16 protein-coding genes are annotated in these 14,550 nt (G+C 65.2%); 5 read left to right on the forward strand and 11 right to left on the reverse strand.

Features of this window, described 5'->3' with window-relative positions; translation table 11 throughout:
* Positions 1 to 21: 21 nt before the first annotated feature.
* Genes LQ956_RS11060 through LQ956_RS11085 form a run of 6 tightly spaced genes read right to left on the reverse strand, consistent with a single transcriptional unit; the run spans position 22 to position 4,767 of the window.
* Entirely contained in the window at positions 22 to 897 is an 876-nt protein-coding gene (locus LQ956_RS11060; RefSeq protein WP_238630010.1) for a dihydroorotate dehydrogenase electron transfer subunit, read from the reverse strand.
* A 26-nt stretch (positions 898 to 923) separates the two neighbouring features.
* Complete coding sequence (locus tag LQ956_RS11065; protein WP_238621520.1) at positions 924 to 2,216, reverse strand: dihydroorotase; 1,293 nt, start codon at positions 2,214 to 2,216, stop codon at positions 924 to 926.
* Positions 2,213 to 3,235, reverse strand: a complete 1,023-nt coding sequence (locus LQ956_RS11070; protein WP_238621519.1) for an aspartate carbamoyltransferase catalytic subunit — start codon at positions 3,233 to 3,235, stop codon at positions 2,213 to 2,215. Before LQ956_RS11070 ends, LQ956_RS11065 begins: the two co-directional genes overlap by 4 nt.
* Complete coding sequence (pyrR, locus tag LQ956_RS11075; RefSeq protein ID WP_238621518.1) at positions 3,232 to 3,741, reverse strand: bifunctional pyr operon transcriptional regulator/uracil phosphoribosyltransferase PyrR; 510 nt, start codon at positions 3,739 to 3,741, stop codon at positions 3,232 to 3,234. The genes LQ956_RS11070 and pyrR overlap by 4 nt, the downstream gene beginning before the upstream one ends.
* A complete protein-coding gene (gene ruvX / locus LQ956_RS11080) occupies positions 3,738 to 4,217 on the reverse strand; it encodes a Holliday junction resolvase RuvX (protein ID WP_238621517.1) in 480 nt (159 codons plus the stop codon). The genes pyrR and ruvX overlap by 4 nt, the downstream gene beginning before the upstream one ends.
* Complete coding sequence (locus LQ956_RS11085; RefSeq protein WP_238621516.1) at positions 4,210 to 4,767, reverse strand: YqgE/AlgH family protein; 558 nt, start codon at positions 4,765 to 4,767, stop codon at positions 4,210 to 4,212. The genes ruvX and LQ956_RS11085 overlap by 8 nt, the downstream gene beginning before the upstream one ends.
* A 287-nt stretch (positions 4,768 to 5,054) precedes the next feature.
* On the opposite strand from LQ956_RS11085, the gene LQ956_RS11090 reads away from it, so the two are divergent.
* Complete coding sequence (locus LQ956_RS11090) at positions 5,055 to 6,971, forward strand: methyl-accepting chemotaxis protein (protein ID WP_238621515.1); 1,917 nt, start codon at positions 5,055 to 5,057, stop codon at positions 6,969 to 6,971.
* Between the two features lie 18 nt (positions 6,972 to 6,989).
* Here the strand turns inward: LQ956_RS11090 and LQ956_RS11095 are convergent, their stop codons facing one another.
* Genes LQ956_RS11095 through gshB form a run of 5 tightly spaced genes read right to left on the reverse strand, consistent with a single transcriptional unit; the run spans position 6,990 to position 10,768 of the window.
* Entirely contained in the window at positions 6,990 to 7,868 is an 879-nt protein-coding gene (locus tag LQ956_RS11095) for an energy transducer TonB (protein ID WP_238630019.1), read from the reverse strand.
* A 5-nt stretch (positions 7,869 to 7,873) separates the two neighbouring features.
* Positions 7,874 to 8,383: a Gx transporter family protein gene (locus LQ956_RS11100; protein ID WP_238621514.1), complete on the reverse strand. Its 510-nt coding sequence runs from the start codon at positions 8,381 to 8,383 to the stop codon at positions 7,874 to 7,876.
* On the reverse strand, positions 8,383 to 8,745 hold the full coding sequence (locus LQ956_RS11105; RefSeq protein WP_238621513.1) for a NusG domain II-containing protein: 363 nt from the start codon (positions 8,743 to 8,745) through the stop codon (positions 8,383 to 8,385). Before LQ956_RS11105 ends, LQ956_RS11100 begins: the two co-directional genes overlap by 1 nt.
* A complete protein-coding gene (locus LQ956_RS11110; protein ID WP_430733419.1) occupies positions 8,742 to 9,806 on the reverse strand; it encodes an FAD:protein FMN transferase in 1,065 nt (354 codons plus the stop codon). Before LQ956_RS11110 ends, LQ956_RS11105 begins: the two co-directional genes overlap by 4 nt.
* Complete coding sequence (gshB, locus tag LQ956_RS11115; RefSeq protein ID WP_238621512.1) at positions 9,803 to 10,768, reverse strand: glutathione synthase; 966 nt, start codon at positions 10,766 to 10,768, stop codon at positions 9,803 to 9,805. The genes LQ956_RS11110 and gshB overlap by 4 nt, the downstream gene beginning before the upstream one ends.
* A 248-nt stretch (positions 10,769 to 11,016) precedes the next feature.
* On the opposite strand from gshB, the gene LQ956_RS11120 reads away from it, so the two are divergent.
* The 4 genes from LQ956_RS11120 to LQ956_RS11135 all read left to right on the forward strand — a co-directional run bounded on the left by LQ956_RS11120 (position 11,017) and on the right by LQ956_RS11135 (position 14,542).
* On the forward strand, positions 11,017 to 11,373 hold the full coding sequence (locus LQ956_RS11120; RefSeq protein ID WP_050814207.1) for a response regulator: 357 nt from the start codon (positions 11,017 to 11,019) through the stop codon (positions 11,371 to 11,373).
* Between the two features lie 115 nt (positions 11,374 to 11,488).
* Positions 11,489 to 11,851 (forward strand): response regulator, encoded by a 363-nt coding sequence (locus LQ956_RS11125; RefSeq protein WP_238621511.1) that lies wholly within the window; start codon positions 11,489 to 11,491, stop codon positions 11,849 to 11,851.
* 11 nt (positions 11,852 to 11,862) lie between these two features.
* Positions 11,863 to 12,411: a chemotaxis protein CheW gene (locus tag LQ956_RS11130; RefSeq protein ID WP_238621510.1), complete on the forward strand. Its 549-nt coding sequence runs from the start codon at positions 11,863 to 11,865 to the stop codon at positions 12,409 to 12,411.
* Positions 12,412 to 12,475: 64 nt separating this feature from the next.
* Positions 12,476 to 14,542: a methyl-accepting chemotaxis protein gene (locus LQ956_RS11135; RefSeq protein ID WP_238621509.1), complete on the forward strand. Its 2,067-nt coding sequence runs from the start codon at positions 12,476 to 12,478 to the stop codon at positions 14,540 to 14,542.
* The last annotated feature ends 8 nt before the right edge of the window (positions 14,543 to 14,550 follow it).

Consider the following 14,550-nt stretch of genomic DNA (forward strand, 5'->3'; position numbering starts at 1 on the left):
CGGAAAGCGGCTGTCTCTTGCTCAGCCGAACACCGACTTCGCCTCAAACACCGGCCCGTCCACGCAGACCCGCTTCATGCTGCTGCCTTGGTCCGTCTGCACCTTGACCACGCAGCCGGCACAGCCGCCCACGGCACAGGCCATGTATTCCTCCAGGGAAACCTGGCAGGGCAGGTGGTATTCCCGGGCCAGGGCGGCACAGGCCTCCAGCATGGCATGGGGCCCGCAGGCATAGACCTGGACTTGTCGACGCTGTTCCGGTGACAGGGCGTCCAGCCAGTGGCGGGCCAGATCCGTCACATAACCTTCATGGCAACCGGGGAAGCCTGCCAGGCTGGTGAGCCGGGAGGGCACACCCCAGTCTTCCAGCAGGGGCATGGCGGCAATCACCCCCTCCGGCATGCCCGGGACCAGGATGCGGGAGGGAGACGCCTTGAAAGGAAAGGGGACTTCGGAGCCCATGATCACGAACGGCTCGCTCACCGGGTCCTTGCGCATGGCGTCGGCCAGGAACACCATGGGCGGGATACCCACACCGCCGCCCAGCAACAGGGCGCGGGGGCGATCCCCATGGGGCAGGGTGAAGGGCTTGCCGATGGGTCCCATCAGGTTGATCTTCTCACCTACCTGACGTCGGGAAAGTAGCTGTGTCCCCTGGCCTAAGGCCTTGTAGAGAAATTCCACCCAGCCCTCATGGGCATCCACCCGCATGATGGACAGCGGGCGGCGCATGGGTAACTGGGGATCGCACTGCAGATGGGCAAAGCAGCCGGCCCGCGCATGGGCGGCACACTGGGGCGCCTTTACCCGCAGGACGTGCTGATCGCCCGCATGGGCGGTATGGGACAGGATCGGGGCATCTTCCACGAAGATGGTCCCGCGATGGGGTTTGTTCATCAGAGAGTCTCCACAAAAGGCCCCGCTTATACCTGTCGGGCCTGCAATTCAAAGATCACCCGTCCCGCCACCAGGGTGTGCGTTACCCGAGGCCGGAAGTCCCAGCCGAAGAAGGCGCTGTTGCGTCCGGCGCTGAGCCAGTTGTCCGGCCCCGGCGCATGGCCCCGCTCCGGGTCGACGATGGCGATGTCCGCCCGGGCGCCCACGCCCAGGGTGCCCACCTTCAGTCCCAGGATGCGGGCCGGCCCCGCCGTGATCCGCCTTATCGCTTCGGGTAGCGGCAGCACTCCCTCTTCCGCCAGCCGCAGTGCCAGAGGCAGCAGGGTCTCCAGGGTGGACATGCCCGGCAAGGTGGCCGGGAAGGGCGCCAGCTTGGCGTCCGCCTCCTGGGGCTGGTGGTCCGAACAGATGGCTGCGATGGCGCCCTCTGCCACGGCCTTGCGCAGGCCGTCCCGGTCCCGCAGGGTGCGCAGCGGCGGTATCACGTGACACAGGCTGTTGAAATCCGCCACATCCATCTCGGTCAGGAACAGCTGATGGGCGCAGACATCGGCGGTGACCGGCAGGCCGTCTTCGATGGCTCGGGCCACCATGGCGGCCCCGCGCGCTGTGGAGAGTCGGCAGACATGGATGCGCGCCTCGGTCTGGGCCGCCAGGGCCAGCAGCACGCCCAGGGCAGCGGTTTCCGCTGCTTCCGGGATGCCCGGCAGGCCCAGACGGGTGGCTACCGCCCCTTCATGGGCACAGCCCTGTCCCGCCAGGGACCAGTCGATGGGATGCAGGTACACGGTGATGTCATGGCTGGCGGCGTATTCCAGGGCTCGGCGCAGTAGCAGGTGACTGCCCATGGGCCGCAGGGCCTGGCTCATGCCCAGGGCACCGGCCCGTCTCAGGGCCGCCATGTCGGACAGCTGCTGCCCCTTGAGGCCCGCCGTCAGGGCACCCAGGGCATGGACCCGGACACCGCAGGCCTGGCGGGCACGGCGGTTGATCAGTTCGATCTGGGCCGGAGAATCCACCACCGGACTGGTGTCCGGCGGACACACCAGGGTCGTGATGCCCGCACTGGCCGCGGCGCGGGTTTCGGAGGCGATGGTGGCCTTTTGCTCATGTCCCGGTTCACCCAGTCGGGCGGACAGGTCCACCAGGCCGGGCAGTACCCAGCGGCCATGGGCATTGATGCGCCGGTCCGGGCTGTAATCCTCGGTCGGGGGGGCTCCCAGGGCAACGATCTCCTCTCCTTGGATGTATAGATCCGTGACCTGGTCCACACCGTTGTCCGGATCGATTACCCGGCCCTGTTCGATCAGCAGTTTCATGCCGAGCCCCCCTGATTCACGCTGCCGCCCATGATGGTGGACATCACCGCCATGCGCACGGCGATGCCGTTGCTGACCTGTTCCAGGATGACCGACTGAGGGCCATCCGCCACCCGGGAGTCGATCTCCACGCCGCGGTTGGCAGGTCCCGGATGCATGACGATGCAGTTCGGCGCAGCCAGGGCCAGGCGTTCTTCGGTCAGACCCCAGAGCTGGAAGAATTCGTGCTCGGAGGGCAGCAGGCCGCTTTCCATCCGTTCCTTCTGCAGGCGCAGCATGATGATCACGTCCACGTCCTTGAGGCCGGCGCGGATATCGTGAAACACATGCACCCCCAGATCCTCCACATAGGCAGGCAGCAGGGTCTTGGGGCCGATCACCCGGACTTCGCCGGTATTGAGCAGGTTGAGGGCGTGGATCTGGGAACGGGCCACCCGGGAATGCAGGATGTCACCCACGATGGCCACCTTCAGGCGGGTGAAATCCCCCTTGTGTCGGCGAATGGTGAACATGTCCAGCAGGGCCTGGGTGGGGTGGGCGTGGCGGCCGTCGCCGGCATTGAGCACGCTCACATGGGGCGCCACATGGCGGGCGATGAAGTGGGCCGCGCCGCTGTCCGCGTGGCGCACCACGAACATGTCCACGTACATGGCCTGGAGGTTTCTGAGGGTGTCCAGCAGGCTTTCGCCCTTCACCGTGGCCGAGGTGCTGATGTTGATGTTCAGCACATCCGCCGACAGGCGCTTGGCCGCCAGTTCGAAAGTGGTCCGGGTCCGGGTGCTGGCCTCAAAGAACAGGTTCATCACCGTCTTGCCCCGCAGCAGGGGCACTTTCTTCACCGACTGGGCATTCATGCCGGCAAAGGACTCGGCGGTGTCCAGGATCTCGGTGATCAGGGCCCCCGAGAGTCCCTCGATGGTGAGCAGGTGCCGCAGCCGCCCCTGGGCATTGAACTGCAGGGACGGTGGCAGGGGACCGGCGGCGGGTCGGGATTTGGCCGGGCTATCCTGATCGATCATGACGCAGGCTCCAGTTTGACGATGTCCAGACGCAGGGGGTCGGGTCCCCGCAGCTTCACCTGCTCGTCGGCACGCAGCTTGAGGTGCCGGCCCACCACCTGGGCCTGGACGGGCAGTTCCCGTCCGTCCCGTTCCACCAGCACGGCCAGCATCACGGAGGCCGGGCGACCATAGTCGAACAATTCGTTCATGGCGGCGCGGATGGTGCGGCCGGTGAACAGGACATCGTCCACCAACAGGATATGGCGCTCATCCACGGCGAAGGGCAGGGAGGACGGCCGCACCTGGGGGTGCATGCCCATGCGGCTGAAGTCGTCCCGATAAAAGGAGATGTCCAGTTTGCCCAGGGGTTCGTTCAGACCCAGGCGCCGGTGCAGCTGTTCGGCTACCCAGACCCCGCCGGTATGGATGCCCACCAGGGCGGGGTCCTTGATGTGCTGCTCCGACAGGTGGCGGCGCAGGGCCTCCGCCATGCGGTCCAGAAGGGTGCTGACAGGTTCGGTCATGAAACGATCTCTTGGGCAAGCCAGTGTTCCAGGAAGACGGCCGCTGCGACGGCATCGACGTCTTCCTTGCGAATGCGCCCCCGCCGGCCTTCCCGGCGCTGGGACTTGAGATGGGACTCCGCCTCGGCAGAACTGAACTGTTCGTCCACCTGCCGCACCGGCAGGGCGTAGCGGGCCCGCAGGCGGTCACAGAAGGCCTGGATACGGCGGGCCAGTGGGTGTTCACTGCCGTCCGGGGTGCCGGGCAGGCCCACCACCAGCAGGGTCGGCTGCCATTCTCGGATCAGGGTGTCCAGGCGCTGCCAGTCGGGGATGCCGTTGCGGGCAGGCAGGGTCTCCAGGGGGGTGCCGGTGCGGGTGACCCCATTGCCTACGGCCACGCCGATCCGTTTTTCCCCGTAGTCCAGGCCGAAGACCGTGCCGGGTGTGCCGATGTCCTGGTCCCTCTTGCGGCGCAGGGTGCGGGTATCAGGCATGACCTGCCTGGCCGCTCATGAGGGATAGGTCCACTCCGAGCTGACCGGCGGCAGCCTGCCAACGTTTTTCCGCCGGCTGCCGGAACAGGATGTCCACGTCCGCTTGGCAGGTGAGCCAGGCGTTTTCACCGATTTCCTGCTCCAGTTGCCCCGGCCCCCAGCCGGCATAGCCCAGGGCGATCAGGTAGGTGTCGGGACCGCCCCCTTCGGCCATGGCCTCCAGGATATCCCGGGAGGTGGTGACGGCGATGCCGTCGCTCACCTGCATGGTGGAGGTCCAGCGACGATCGGCCGGGTGCAGGATGAAACCACGGTCCGGCTGCACCGGGCCGCCGTTATAGACCCGGACCTGACCGGTGGGCACCTTGGCACTGATGCCCATGTGGTCCAGCACCATCTCCAGGGTGAGATCCGTGGGATGGTTGATGACGATGCCCATGGCCCCCTCATCCGTGTGCTCGCACAGGTAGGTGACGGCATGATGGAAGTTGGGGTCCGCCAGGGTGGGCATGGCGATCAGGAACTGGTCTGTGAAGTTCGCGCTACGCATAGGTCTGGGTGTCGCGGCTGAATCCGGCGTCTAGTGTACACTGTCCCCATGTCCGGTCGTAGCGTCACCGATGATTGTCGGCCTTGTCCGGTCCGGCCCTGGGCTGAGTGCCGTTGCCCACCGTGTGTCCTGCCGCTTCGGAATCGGCTGAACCCGAAATGCGATGGGTATTGCCTGAATCTCAAGATTCCGGCCGGGGGGCCGCCACCTTGAGAAGAATGTTTCGATAGCAAACTGCGGTCTTCGTGCCGCAATGTGTTGAGCGGCGCTTTTTTCAGGATGGTGAGATGCTTAACCGACTCCGGCTTCTGCCCAAAATGCTGGTCCTTTTCGGTGTGCCGATGGCGCTGGCTTTTGGATTGGTGGCCGTCATCGTCATTTCCCAGGTCAATCACCGGGTGGTGGCGATCATAGAGGACTCCGCCGCAACCATGGCGTCGGGAGGTGCCGAAAGCGTGGGCTGGTGGGTGGAATCCCACATGGCGGTGGTGCGCACCCTGGCTCAGACGCATGTCCTGAGTTCGGGAGATACCGATGCCATCTCGCAACTGCTGGAGCATTTCGGCGCACACATGAGCGATGAGTACGAGGTGCTGTTCTTCCTGAACACGGAAGGGGAAGCCTTTTACCACAATCGCCACCGTTCCAATCTGGCTGATCGGGCCTATTTTCAGCAGATTGTGCGCAGCAAGACCCGTGAAGCACTGGTGACCGACCCGGTCTATTCCCGCAGTACAGGGAATGCGATCACGGTATTCGCCCACGCCGTCAAGGACGCCCGGGGTGAAGTCATCGGTCTGGTGGCGGTGACGGTGACGCTGGATACCTTGACGGATATCGTCGGCGACGCCGTGGATCAGTCAGGCGCCATTGCCTGGGCGCTGGGTTCCCAGGGCGTTTACATCGCCCATCCTGATGCCGACCTGCGCATGACTTCCAATGCCCTGGAGTCCCGCGGGCAGGACTATGCGGGGCTGGCGCGGCGCATGGTGGACGGCGGGCAGGGACTGGCAGACTTGGCGCTGCATGACGGGCGTGCCTATAAGGTGGCGTATCACTCCATTCCCCATACGCCGGGTTGGTCCATGGCCGTGGCCATTCCTGCCGACTACCTGATGGCCACGGCTCGGGAGCTGACCCTGACCCTGGTACTGGTGTTCGTGATCACGTTGCTGTTGCTGGTGGGCATTATCCTTCTGGTAGCGCGGATGATCGTCAGCCCGGTGACGGAAACCCGCCTGGCTTTGGACCGGATTGCCGCGGGGGATGGGGACCTTACCCAGAGGCTGAGGGACAACCGCCACGATGAATTCGGCGATCTGGCGCGCAGCTTCAACACCTTCGTGAGCGGGGTGCACACCCTGGTGAGACAGGTCTCCGTGGCCACCGGCCAGTTGGGTGCGGCGGCGGAGCAGTTGGCGGTGTCCAGTCGCCAGGCCAGCGAACAGGTCCTGCAACAGCAGTCGGAGACCGAACAGGTGGCCACCGCCATGACTCAGATGGCCGCCACCGTCACCCAGGTGGCGGGCAACGCCTCCCTGGCCGCGGATGCGGCTTCGTCTTCGGATCGGGCTGCCCAGGATGGTGCTCGGGTGGTGCAGCAAACCTCCCGGGAGGTGGGTGAACTGGCCCGGGAGGTCCAGGAGGCGGTGGCGGTGATCCACCGCCTTCAGGACGATGCCGAGTCCATCGGCACTGTGCTGGAGGTGATCCGCGGCATTGCCGAACAGACCAACCTGCTGGCCCTGAACGCCGCCATTGAGGCGGCCCGGGCCGGGGAGCAGGGAAGGGGCTTTGCCGTGGTGGCGGACGAGGTACGCAGCCTGGCCACCCGGACCCAGTCTTCCACCCAGGAGATCAACGGGATCATCGAGAAGCTCCAGTCCGCGGCCCGGGCTGCCGCCCGGGTGATGGATGCCGGACATGCCAAGGCCACCGACGGTGTGGCCTCGGCCGAGCGAGCCGCCGAGGCCCTGCGGACCATCACTCAGACCATCAGCACCATCAACGACATGAACACCCAGATCGCCAGTGCGGCCGAGGAGCAGTCGGCGGTGGCCGAGGACGTCAACCGCTCCCTGGTCCGCATCAGCAGTGGGGTGGAGCAGGCAGCGGACGGTTCCACCCAGATCGCCGCCGCCAGCGACGAGCTGGCCCGGCTTGCCGCAGAACTGCAGGACCGGGTGGGACGGTTCCGGATTTAGCCCGCTGCGCCGGTCGCTTCAGCGGGTTCTGACGCCCTGGTTGCCCTGGAATACCCAAGTGCGGGTGATCATGAGCTGGTCATAGGTGCGGCGCATCTCGGCGGGGAAGGGCGCGTAGGGGCCGGCCAGTTCCACGATGCGCCGGGCGGCATCATCCAGCACCCGTTCACCGGAACTGGCGCCGACCTCGATGCTGAGGACCCGGCCCTCCCGATCGATGAGAACGCTCAGGACCAGAGAGCCGTTGAGCCGCTGACGGCGGGCCTCGTCCGGGTAGTTGAGATTGCCCACCTGTTCCACCTTGCGCACCCAGGCATCCACATAGGCCGCTTCCACCGCGGACTTGGCGCTTAGTGCATCCACGTAATGGGTGCGTGTGCGCGGGGCCTGGTAGCTATCCTGCTCGCTCAGTTCCGAGCTGAGCCGGGCCATCTCCAGGCTGCGTTCCATCAGCTCCCGAGCGCTCAGGGGGTGCTCGGGGGTGGGGGCTTCCGTGACCTTTTCGGGCACCGGCGGGGTCCGGGGCGCGAGCGCCGTGATCACCTCCATCTGTTCCATGGGCACCGGTTCGGGCGCGGCCGCCCGGCTCTGCTCCCGGGCCAGGCCGTCGGTGGGCAGGGGGATGGGCGCGGTGACGGGGCTGCCGGGGCGGCCTTCGGGATCTTCCCGGCCGCTGGCCGTCTGGTCTGCCTGGGCCAGCAGCTCCGCTGCTTCCGGAGGTGTCTCCGACTGCGTCCGGACCAGGACTACATCCACGGTCGGGTTCTGTGCCTTGGGCCGGCTGAAGGAAAATTCGAATCCCAGGCCGAAGATCACGATGCCGTGCACGGCGACGGCCACGAACAGGGCCAGACCCATTCGGTCGGTGGCGGTGATGGGGGCGGCGTTGGCCGTCATGGCGTTCACGAGGGTCGGGACACCTGCTGGTACATCATGGCGGCTATTGTACCGCTCACCAGCCCGAACACCAGGGAAAAGCTCAGCAGGACCGGCAGCAGCTTGAGCAGGGCCGGGTGGGGAATGAACAGCCACCAGGCCAGCAGGAATTGGCCCGTCATGTGGGCCAGGGCCGCCAGGACGCACAGGCCCAGGGGGCTCAGCCGGGTGCCTGCCAGTCGGTGGGCCAAGCCCAGCACGGCCAGACTGCAGCCGGCACCGGCGGCACTGAGCAGGAAGGTGGGGCTGAGGAAGGTGCCGATGACCAAGCTGCCCGCCAGCACCCGCAGCAGGGTGACCCACACCGCCATGCGCCAGCCGAACAGCATCAGCACCAGTACCGTGATGACGTTGGCCAGCCCCGGCTTGACGCCGGGCAGGGGGCTTGGAATCGCGGCCTCCAGGATATGCACGGCGATGGCCAGGGCGGCCAACCAGGCAATGCGATGGTCTTCGCGGGTGGTCGGCAGCTGCATCAATAATTCACGCTGTCGAACGCCCACTCGTCTCCCAGCACCTCGATGATGACCCGGTTGGGCAGGCTCACAGCCATGTCGCCCGCCCGGCGCAGCCAGCCGGCCTGCTGGCAGATACCTTGGGAGCCGGGTGAAGCGGCGCAGCGGGCTGCGCCATCGCGGATCTCCACTACGGTGATGCCGGCAGGTCCGGAGACTTCCAGTTGCCGGGGCTGATCCAGGGGCAGGCGGGCGATCTCACGGTCACCGGCCACGACCCGCACCTGGGTGGCAGGGGTGGACGGTGTCCACAGCCAGGCATAGCTGCCCACCACCAGCAGGGTGGCGAGCAGGATCACGAAGGCGTCGGCACGGGTCATCATGGCAGGGGGGTGATGCGTATCTCCGGCGGTGTGCCTTCGAATTTCACCCGTTTTTCCATGGCGGGGGTCAGGTGGGCAATGCCGTCGTCATCGATCAGCATCACCTTGTCGACCCCCAGTCGAGCCGCGATCCCGGGCCAGTCCCCGGGGCCGGCGATGAACAGGGCGGTGCTGGCCACATCGGCCTCGGCGGCATTGTGATGGATGACGGTCACGGAATGGGTGCCGCGGGCAGGCTGTCCGCTGCGGGGGTCCAGGATATGGTGATAGCGCTTCCCTTCATGAAGGTAATAGCGTTCGTAATCCCCTGAGGTGAAGATCGCCTCATCGCCGCGGGTCTCGATGGCGGCCTGGACGCCCTGTCCGTCCGGGGCGCGAACACCGATGCGCCAGGGGCGGTTGCCCGGGCGGCCGATGGCCCGCAGGTCGCCGCCGGCATTGAGGATGGCGTTTTCCACGCCCATCTCACGCAGGTGCTCCATGGCCTGATGAATACCGTAGCCCTTGGCGTAGGCGCCCAGGTCCAGCCGTACCGCCGGGTTACGGCTGCGCATGCGGATGCCGTCGATCTCGATATCGGCCATGCTCGGGGCCTGCTCCAGGATGGTCCGGATCTGTTCCGGGTCCGGGGGCGGCCCCCGGGGTTCGTCCGACTGAAAGCCCCAGAGGGCGAACAGGGCGCCCATGGCTGGATTGAACAGGCCCTCGCTGGCCTCGGACAGGCGCCGGGCATCCAGGATCAGGGGCAGCACGGAGGGGTTGGCGGAGAAGGGCAGACCGGTAGCCAGCAGTTCATTGGTCCGACCCATGGGGCCGGGTTCCCAGGCGTGCCAGGCCCGATGCATGTACTCCAGGTCGGTCCGCACCGACTCGGAGGCCCGGGCGGCCAGTTCCCGGTCCGCAGTGTAGACATTGAGTTCCACCAGGGTGCCGAAGGCGATGAAACGATCCCGGTGGATCTCCGGTCGCTCGCAGGCACCGAGCAGCAGGACCAGGCTCAAGGCTGCCAGTGCCTGGGCGAAGCGCATGCCCGGCGACATCTTGCTTTGGTAGCGGGTCATGGACGGGCTCCCAGGTAGCGGGCGATGGCATCCATCAGCTGTCCACCGATATCCAGCCCGAACCGGGCATCCAGTTCCCGGATGCAGGTGGGGCTGGTGACATTGATTTCGGTGAGGTAGTCACCGATCACGTCCAGACCGACGAAGATCAATCCCTTTTCCTTGAGGGTCGGCCCCACCTGACTGCAGATCCAGCGGTCCCGTTCAGTGAGCGGGACCCCTTCGCCACGGCCGCCGGCGGCCAGGTTGGCACGCCCCTCGCCTTCCGCCGGGATGCGGGCCAGGGCATAGGGGACGGGCTCGCCGTCCACCAGCAGGATGCGCTTGTCGCCCTGGCGGTACTCGGGCAGGAAGCGTTGCGCCATGACGCTGCGACGCCCGTGATCGGTGACGGTTTCCAGGATCACGCCGGTGTTGGTGTCGCCCGGGACCAGACGGAATACCGATGCTCCTCCCATGCCGTCCAGGGGTTTGACCACGATCTCCCCCTGTTGGGCCATGAACTGGCGGATGCGGGTCGGACTGCGGGTCACCAGACTGGGCGGGCAGCACCGGGGAAACCAGGCGGTATAGAGCTTTTCGTTGGCATCCCTCAGACTGTCGGGGCGATTCACCACCAGGCAGCCCTCGGCGGCTGCCAGTTCCAGCAGGTAGGTGCTGTAGACGTATTCCATGTCGAACGGGGGGTCCTTGCGCATCAGCACCACATCCAGCGCCGCCAGGGGATGTTCTTCCGGCCGGCCCAGTTCGAACCAGTGATCGGGGTCGTCCCGTACCGTCAGGCGACGGGAGGCGGCATGGACCCGGCCGGCCGTCATCCACAGGTCCTGCTGCTCCATGTAGTGAAGCTGCCAGCCGCGTCCCTGGGCAGCCAGCAGCATGGCCAGGGTGGAGTCCTTCTTGACCTGGATGGTCTGGATGGGGTCCATGACCACACCCAGGCGGGTCGGAGCGCCGTTCATCGGGCAACCTCGTACGATCTGGGGAAGAGTGGATGCAATTTGTTCGACATGCGCACAAGATAAATGACTGACAAAGATTTCTCACCACCCCGTGTTGTGAAACCATGCCGGCAGTTTTGTTTGATACCCTCCAGACCATGGAGTAAATTCAAGGCCCTGTCTGCAAACAATGATGTATCGGGGGCGGTGTGAACGAATACACCCAGGATGACAATGTCGGCCAAGAGGATCTCTCCGGTCTCAAGGTCATGGTGATCGACGACAGCAAGACCATCCGTCGCACTGCCGAGACACTGCTGAAGAAACACGGCTGTGAGGTGGTGACCGCCACGGACGGTTTTGAGGCCCTGGCCAAGATTGCCGAGCATAAGCCGGACATCATTTTCGTGGATATCATGATGCCTCGCCTGGATGGCTATCAGACCTGCGCGCTGATCAAGCACAACCGGGTATTTCGGCAGACTCCCGTGATCATGCTGTCCAGCAAGGACAGCATCTTCGACAAGGCCCGGGGCAGGATCGTGGGTTCGGAGCAGTATCTGACCAAGCCCTTCACCCGGGATGATCTGCTGGGGGCCATTCGCCAGCACGTCCGGAAACAGTAACGGTTCATGGTGTCGCGCCTGTGGCGGCCGGGAAGGCGCCCGGTGGACACCTGTCATGCATGCACAGGCCCCTCAGGATTCGATCCGGGGCAGGAATCAATTCGGAGACGTTGTCATGGCGCGTATCCTGGTGGTCGATGACTCCCCCACCGAGCTTCATGTGATCAGCTCCATGCTGGAAAAGCATGGCTATACGGTGGTCACGGCCTCATCCGGCGAGGAAGGCATGTCCCGGGCCCGTGAGGTCAAGCCCGATCTGATACTGATGGATGTGGTCATGCCGGGGCTGAATGGATTTCAGGCGACCCGCCAGCTTTCCCAGGACCCGCTCACCGCCGGCATTCCCGTCATCATGGTGACCACCAAGGACCAGGAAACCGACAAGGTCTGGGCCATGCGGCAGGGCGCCCGCGACTACATCGTGAAGCCGGTGCGCGAAAAGGATCTGATCAGGATTCTCAAGGAGATCCTGTCCTGAGGGGGGCTGTCGTGACCACGAACGCAATGGAAGACCCGTTTTCCTACCTGCTGGAAGTGGAGCGCAAGGGGCGTTCCCTGGGCGGGCAGTTTCCGATCCAGGATGAGCTTCGCGGGGCATGGAAAGGGGTCCTGTTCCAATTACATGGCCGGTCATTGCTGGCCCCGATGGATCAGGTGGCGGAAATCGTGACCCCGCCCCCGTTTACCCGTGTGCCGGGGGTCAAGCACTGGGCCCTGGGCATCGCCAACATGCGCGGCAATCTGCTACCCATGATGGACTTGCATGGTTTCCTGTTCGGCGGGAATCTCGCCGGCGAGGCGCGGCGGCACCGCCTGCTGGTGATGAGTCACCAGGGGGTCTACGCCGGTCTCATGGTGGAGGCCGTGATGGGGATGAAACACTACTGGAAGCAGGAGCGTACGGAAGAGCTACCGCCGGTGGACGAACCGTTCAGGCCGTATCTGGCGGGGGCCTGCCGACGAGGTGCCGAGCATCTGGCCGTATTCAGTCCCTGGAAGCTGGTGGATGATCCGGATTTCATGAATATCTCCGCGTGAGCCGCGGGTACATGCAGGGTGTTGAGCCGTCTTCAAGGGCGCAATGGGTCGAGGAATCAAGCTGATGAGATCGTCTTCAAGTGACGCAACAGGCCGGCTGGGCATCAGTCGGGGGATGCTGTTGCTTGCCGGCCTGCTGGTCGTCCTGATGCTGCTGACCGTGATGGCTTTCGTGCTCCATGCGGGGCAGGTGGGTAACAGCCGCGAGCATGCCGCCCTGGCTTCCGAGCAGCGACTGATGTCTCAGCGACTGGCGGCCCTGTCGCGGGATGCCGTGGCGGGTCAGTCGGCAGTCTTTGCGGAACTGCGCCGGTTGCGGGATCGCCTGGATCTGGGCATGAATCACCTGCGTGAAGGTGATGCCGGCCGAGGGTTGCCGCCCATACCGGCCGCCGTTGCCGATTCGTTGCACGGCGCCGAATCCATCTGGAGCGCTTATCGACGCCACATCACCGTCCTAGTGGATAACGAGACCGTCATTGCCACCGTCGCCACCCATGCCGCCGGCCTGGAGCAGGCGCTGCCCCGGCTGCAGCTACGGGCCGATACCCTGGCTGATCGGCTGGCGGAATCCGGGGTTGATTCCCGTCTGGTCTATCTGGCTTCTCGCCAGGCCATGCTGACGCAGCGCATGGAGCGGGATCTGGCGCGGATACTTGCCGGGGACGACCTGGCTGGGGCTGCCGGCCGCCTGGAGCGGGATGCCGCCGATTTCCAGACGGGGCTTGGCCGGTTGCAGGCCGGGGCCGGTCTTTCGGCCGACGTGTCGGCGTTGCTGCAGGAGATCGCCACCGTCTTCAGCGGGGCGCGGCCCGATATAGAGGCCCTGCTGGCCCAGACTGCCCGGCTGGCGCAGGTGGCCGAGGCCTCCCGGCGCATCCAGGACCAGTCCGCCGGTCTGCTCAGTGCGGCTGCAACGCTGCAGCAGGATCTGGATCAGCGGGCCAGGAGCGGTAGCCTCTGGATCTATGCCGGCTACCTGTTCGCCTTGGCCAGCGTGATGGTGTTGGGCCTGTTGGCCTACCTGTTCTACCAGGATGCCCAGCGTCGTCTGGCGGTAACCACGGAACAGAACCGGCGTAACCAGCGGGCCATCCTGCGTCTGCTGGATGAGATGACCAACCTGGCGGAAGGGGATCTCACAGTCCATGCCACCGTGACCGAGGACATTACCGGTGCCATTGCCGATTCGGTCAACTATGCCATCGATGCCTTGCGCAGCCTGGTAACCACGATCAATCAGACCGCCATGCAGGTTTCCACTTCCGCCATCAAGACCCAGGCCACCGCCCTGCGCCTGGCGGACGCCTCCAACCTCCAGGCCCGTGAGATCGCCTCCGCCTCCAGTGCGGTTACCGATATGGCCGATTCCATCGAACAGGTTTCCCGTTCCGCGGAATCCTCCGCCGATGTCGCTAAGAAGTCGGTGGACATCGCCTCCAAGGGCGCCCTGACCGTGCGCAAGACCATCGACGGCATGGATACCATTCGCGAGCAGATCCAGGAGACTTCCAAGCGAATCAAACGCCTGGGCGAGTCCTCCCAGGAGATCGGGGATATCGTGAGTCTGATCACGGATATTGCCGACCAGACCAATATCCTGGCCCTCAATGCCGCCATCCAGGCCTCTTCCGCCGGCGAAGCGGGGCGCGGTTTTGCGGTGGTGGCGGACGAGGTCCAGCGACTCGCCGAGCGATCCTCCAACGCCTCCAGACAGATCGAAGCCCTGGTCAAGACCATCCAGGCTGATACCAACGAGGCGGTCATCTCCATGGAGCATTCCACCGCCAACGTCGTCAGCGGCGCCAAGCTGGCCTTTGATGCCGGCGATGCCCTGGCCGAAATCGAAGGGGTGTCCCATCAGCTCGCAGAGCTGATCGCCACCATCTCCAAGGCCGCCCGCCAACAGGCCGAGGCAGCACAGAACATCTCCAATACCATGACGGTCATCCAGGAGATCACCATGCAGACCTCCGACGGCACCAACGAGACGGCGGTGTCCATCGGTAATCTGGCCAATCTGGCCTCGGAGCTGCGTAAATCGGTCTCCGGTTTCAAGCTGCCGCAGTCGGAACAGCTGGAAACGGTGGTGCTTGAGCCGACGGATACCGCCGCGTCCAGACAGTCTTAAAGTGGGGT

The organism is Ectothiorhodospira lacustris (assembly GCF_022227845.1).
GTDB lineage: Bacteria > Pseudomonadota > Gammaproteobacteria > Ectothiorhodospirales > Ectothiorhodospiraceae > Ectothiorhodospira > Ectothiorhodospira lacustris.

Coding starts and splice junctions, on each gene's coding strand:
- LQ956_RS11060 (WP_238630010.1), bottom strand. CDS start 897: ATGAACAAACCCCATCGCGGGACCATCTTCGTGGAAGATGCCCCGATC.
- LQ956_RS11065 (WP_238621520.1), bottom strand. CDS start 2,216: ATGAAACTGCTGATCGAACAGGGCCGGGTAATCGATCCGGACAACGGT.
- LQ956_RS11070 (WP_238621519.1), bottom strand. CDS start 3,235: ATGATCGATCAGGATAGCCCGGCCAAATCCCGACCCGCCGCCGGTCCC.
- pyrR (WP_238621518.1), bottom strand. CDS start 3,741: ATGACCGAACCTGTCAGCACCCTTCTGGACCGCATGGCGGAGGCCCTG.
- ruvX (WP_238621517.1), bottom strand. CDS start 4,217: ATGCCTGATACCCGCACCCTGCGCCGCAAGAGGGACCAGGACATCGGC.
- LQ956_RS11085 (WP_238621516.1), bottom strand. CDS start 4,767: ATGCGTAGCGCGAACTTCACAGACCAGTTCCTGATCGCCATGCCCACC.
- LQ956_RS11090 (WP_238621515.1), top strand. CDS start 5,055: ATGCTTAACCGACTCCGGCTTCTGCCCAAAATGCTGGTCCTTTTCGGT.
- LQ956_RS11095 (WP_238630019.1), bottom strand. CDS start 7,868: ATGACGGCCAACGCCGCCCCCATCACCGCCACCGACCGAATGGGTCTG.
- LQ956_RS11100 (WP_238621514.1), bottom strand. CDS start 8,383: ATGCAGCTGCCGACCACCCGCGAAGACCATCGCATTGCCTGGTTGGCC.
- LQ956_RS11105 (WP_238621513.1), bottom strand. CDS start 8,745: ATGATGACCCGTGCCGACGCCTTCGTGATCCTGCTCGCCACCCTGCTG.
- LQ956_RS11110 (WP_430733419.1), bottom strand. CDS start 9,806: ATGACCCGCTACCAAAGCAAGATGTCGCCGGGCATGCGCTTCGCCCAG.
- gshB (WP_238621512.1), bottom strand. CDS start 10,768: ATGAACGGCGCTCCGACCCGCCTGGGTGTGGTCATGGACCCCATCCAG.
- LQ956_RS11120 (WP_050814207.1), top strand. CDS start 11,017: ATGGTGATCGACGACAGCAAGACCATCCGTCGCACTGCCGAGACACTG.
- LQ956_RS11125 (WP_238621511.1), top strand. CDS start 11,489: ATGGCGCGTATCCTGGTGGTCGATGACTCCCCCACCGAGCTTCATGTG.
- LQ956_RS11135 (WP_238621509.1), top strand. CDS start 12,476: ATGAGATCGTCTTCAAGTGACGCAACAGGCCGGCTGGGCATCAGTCGG.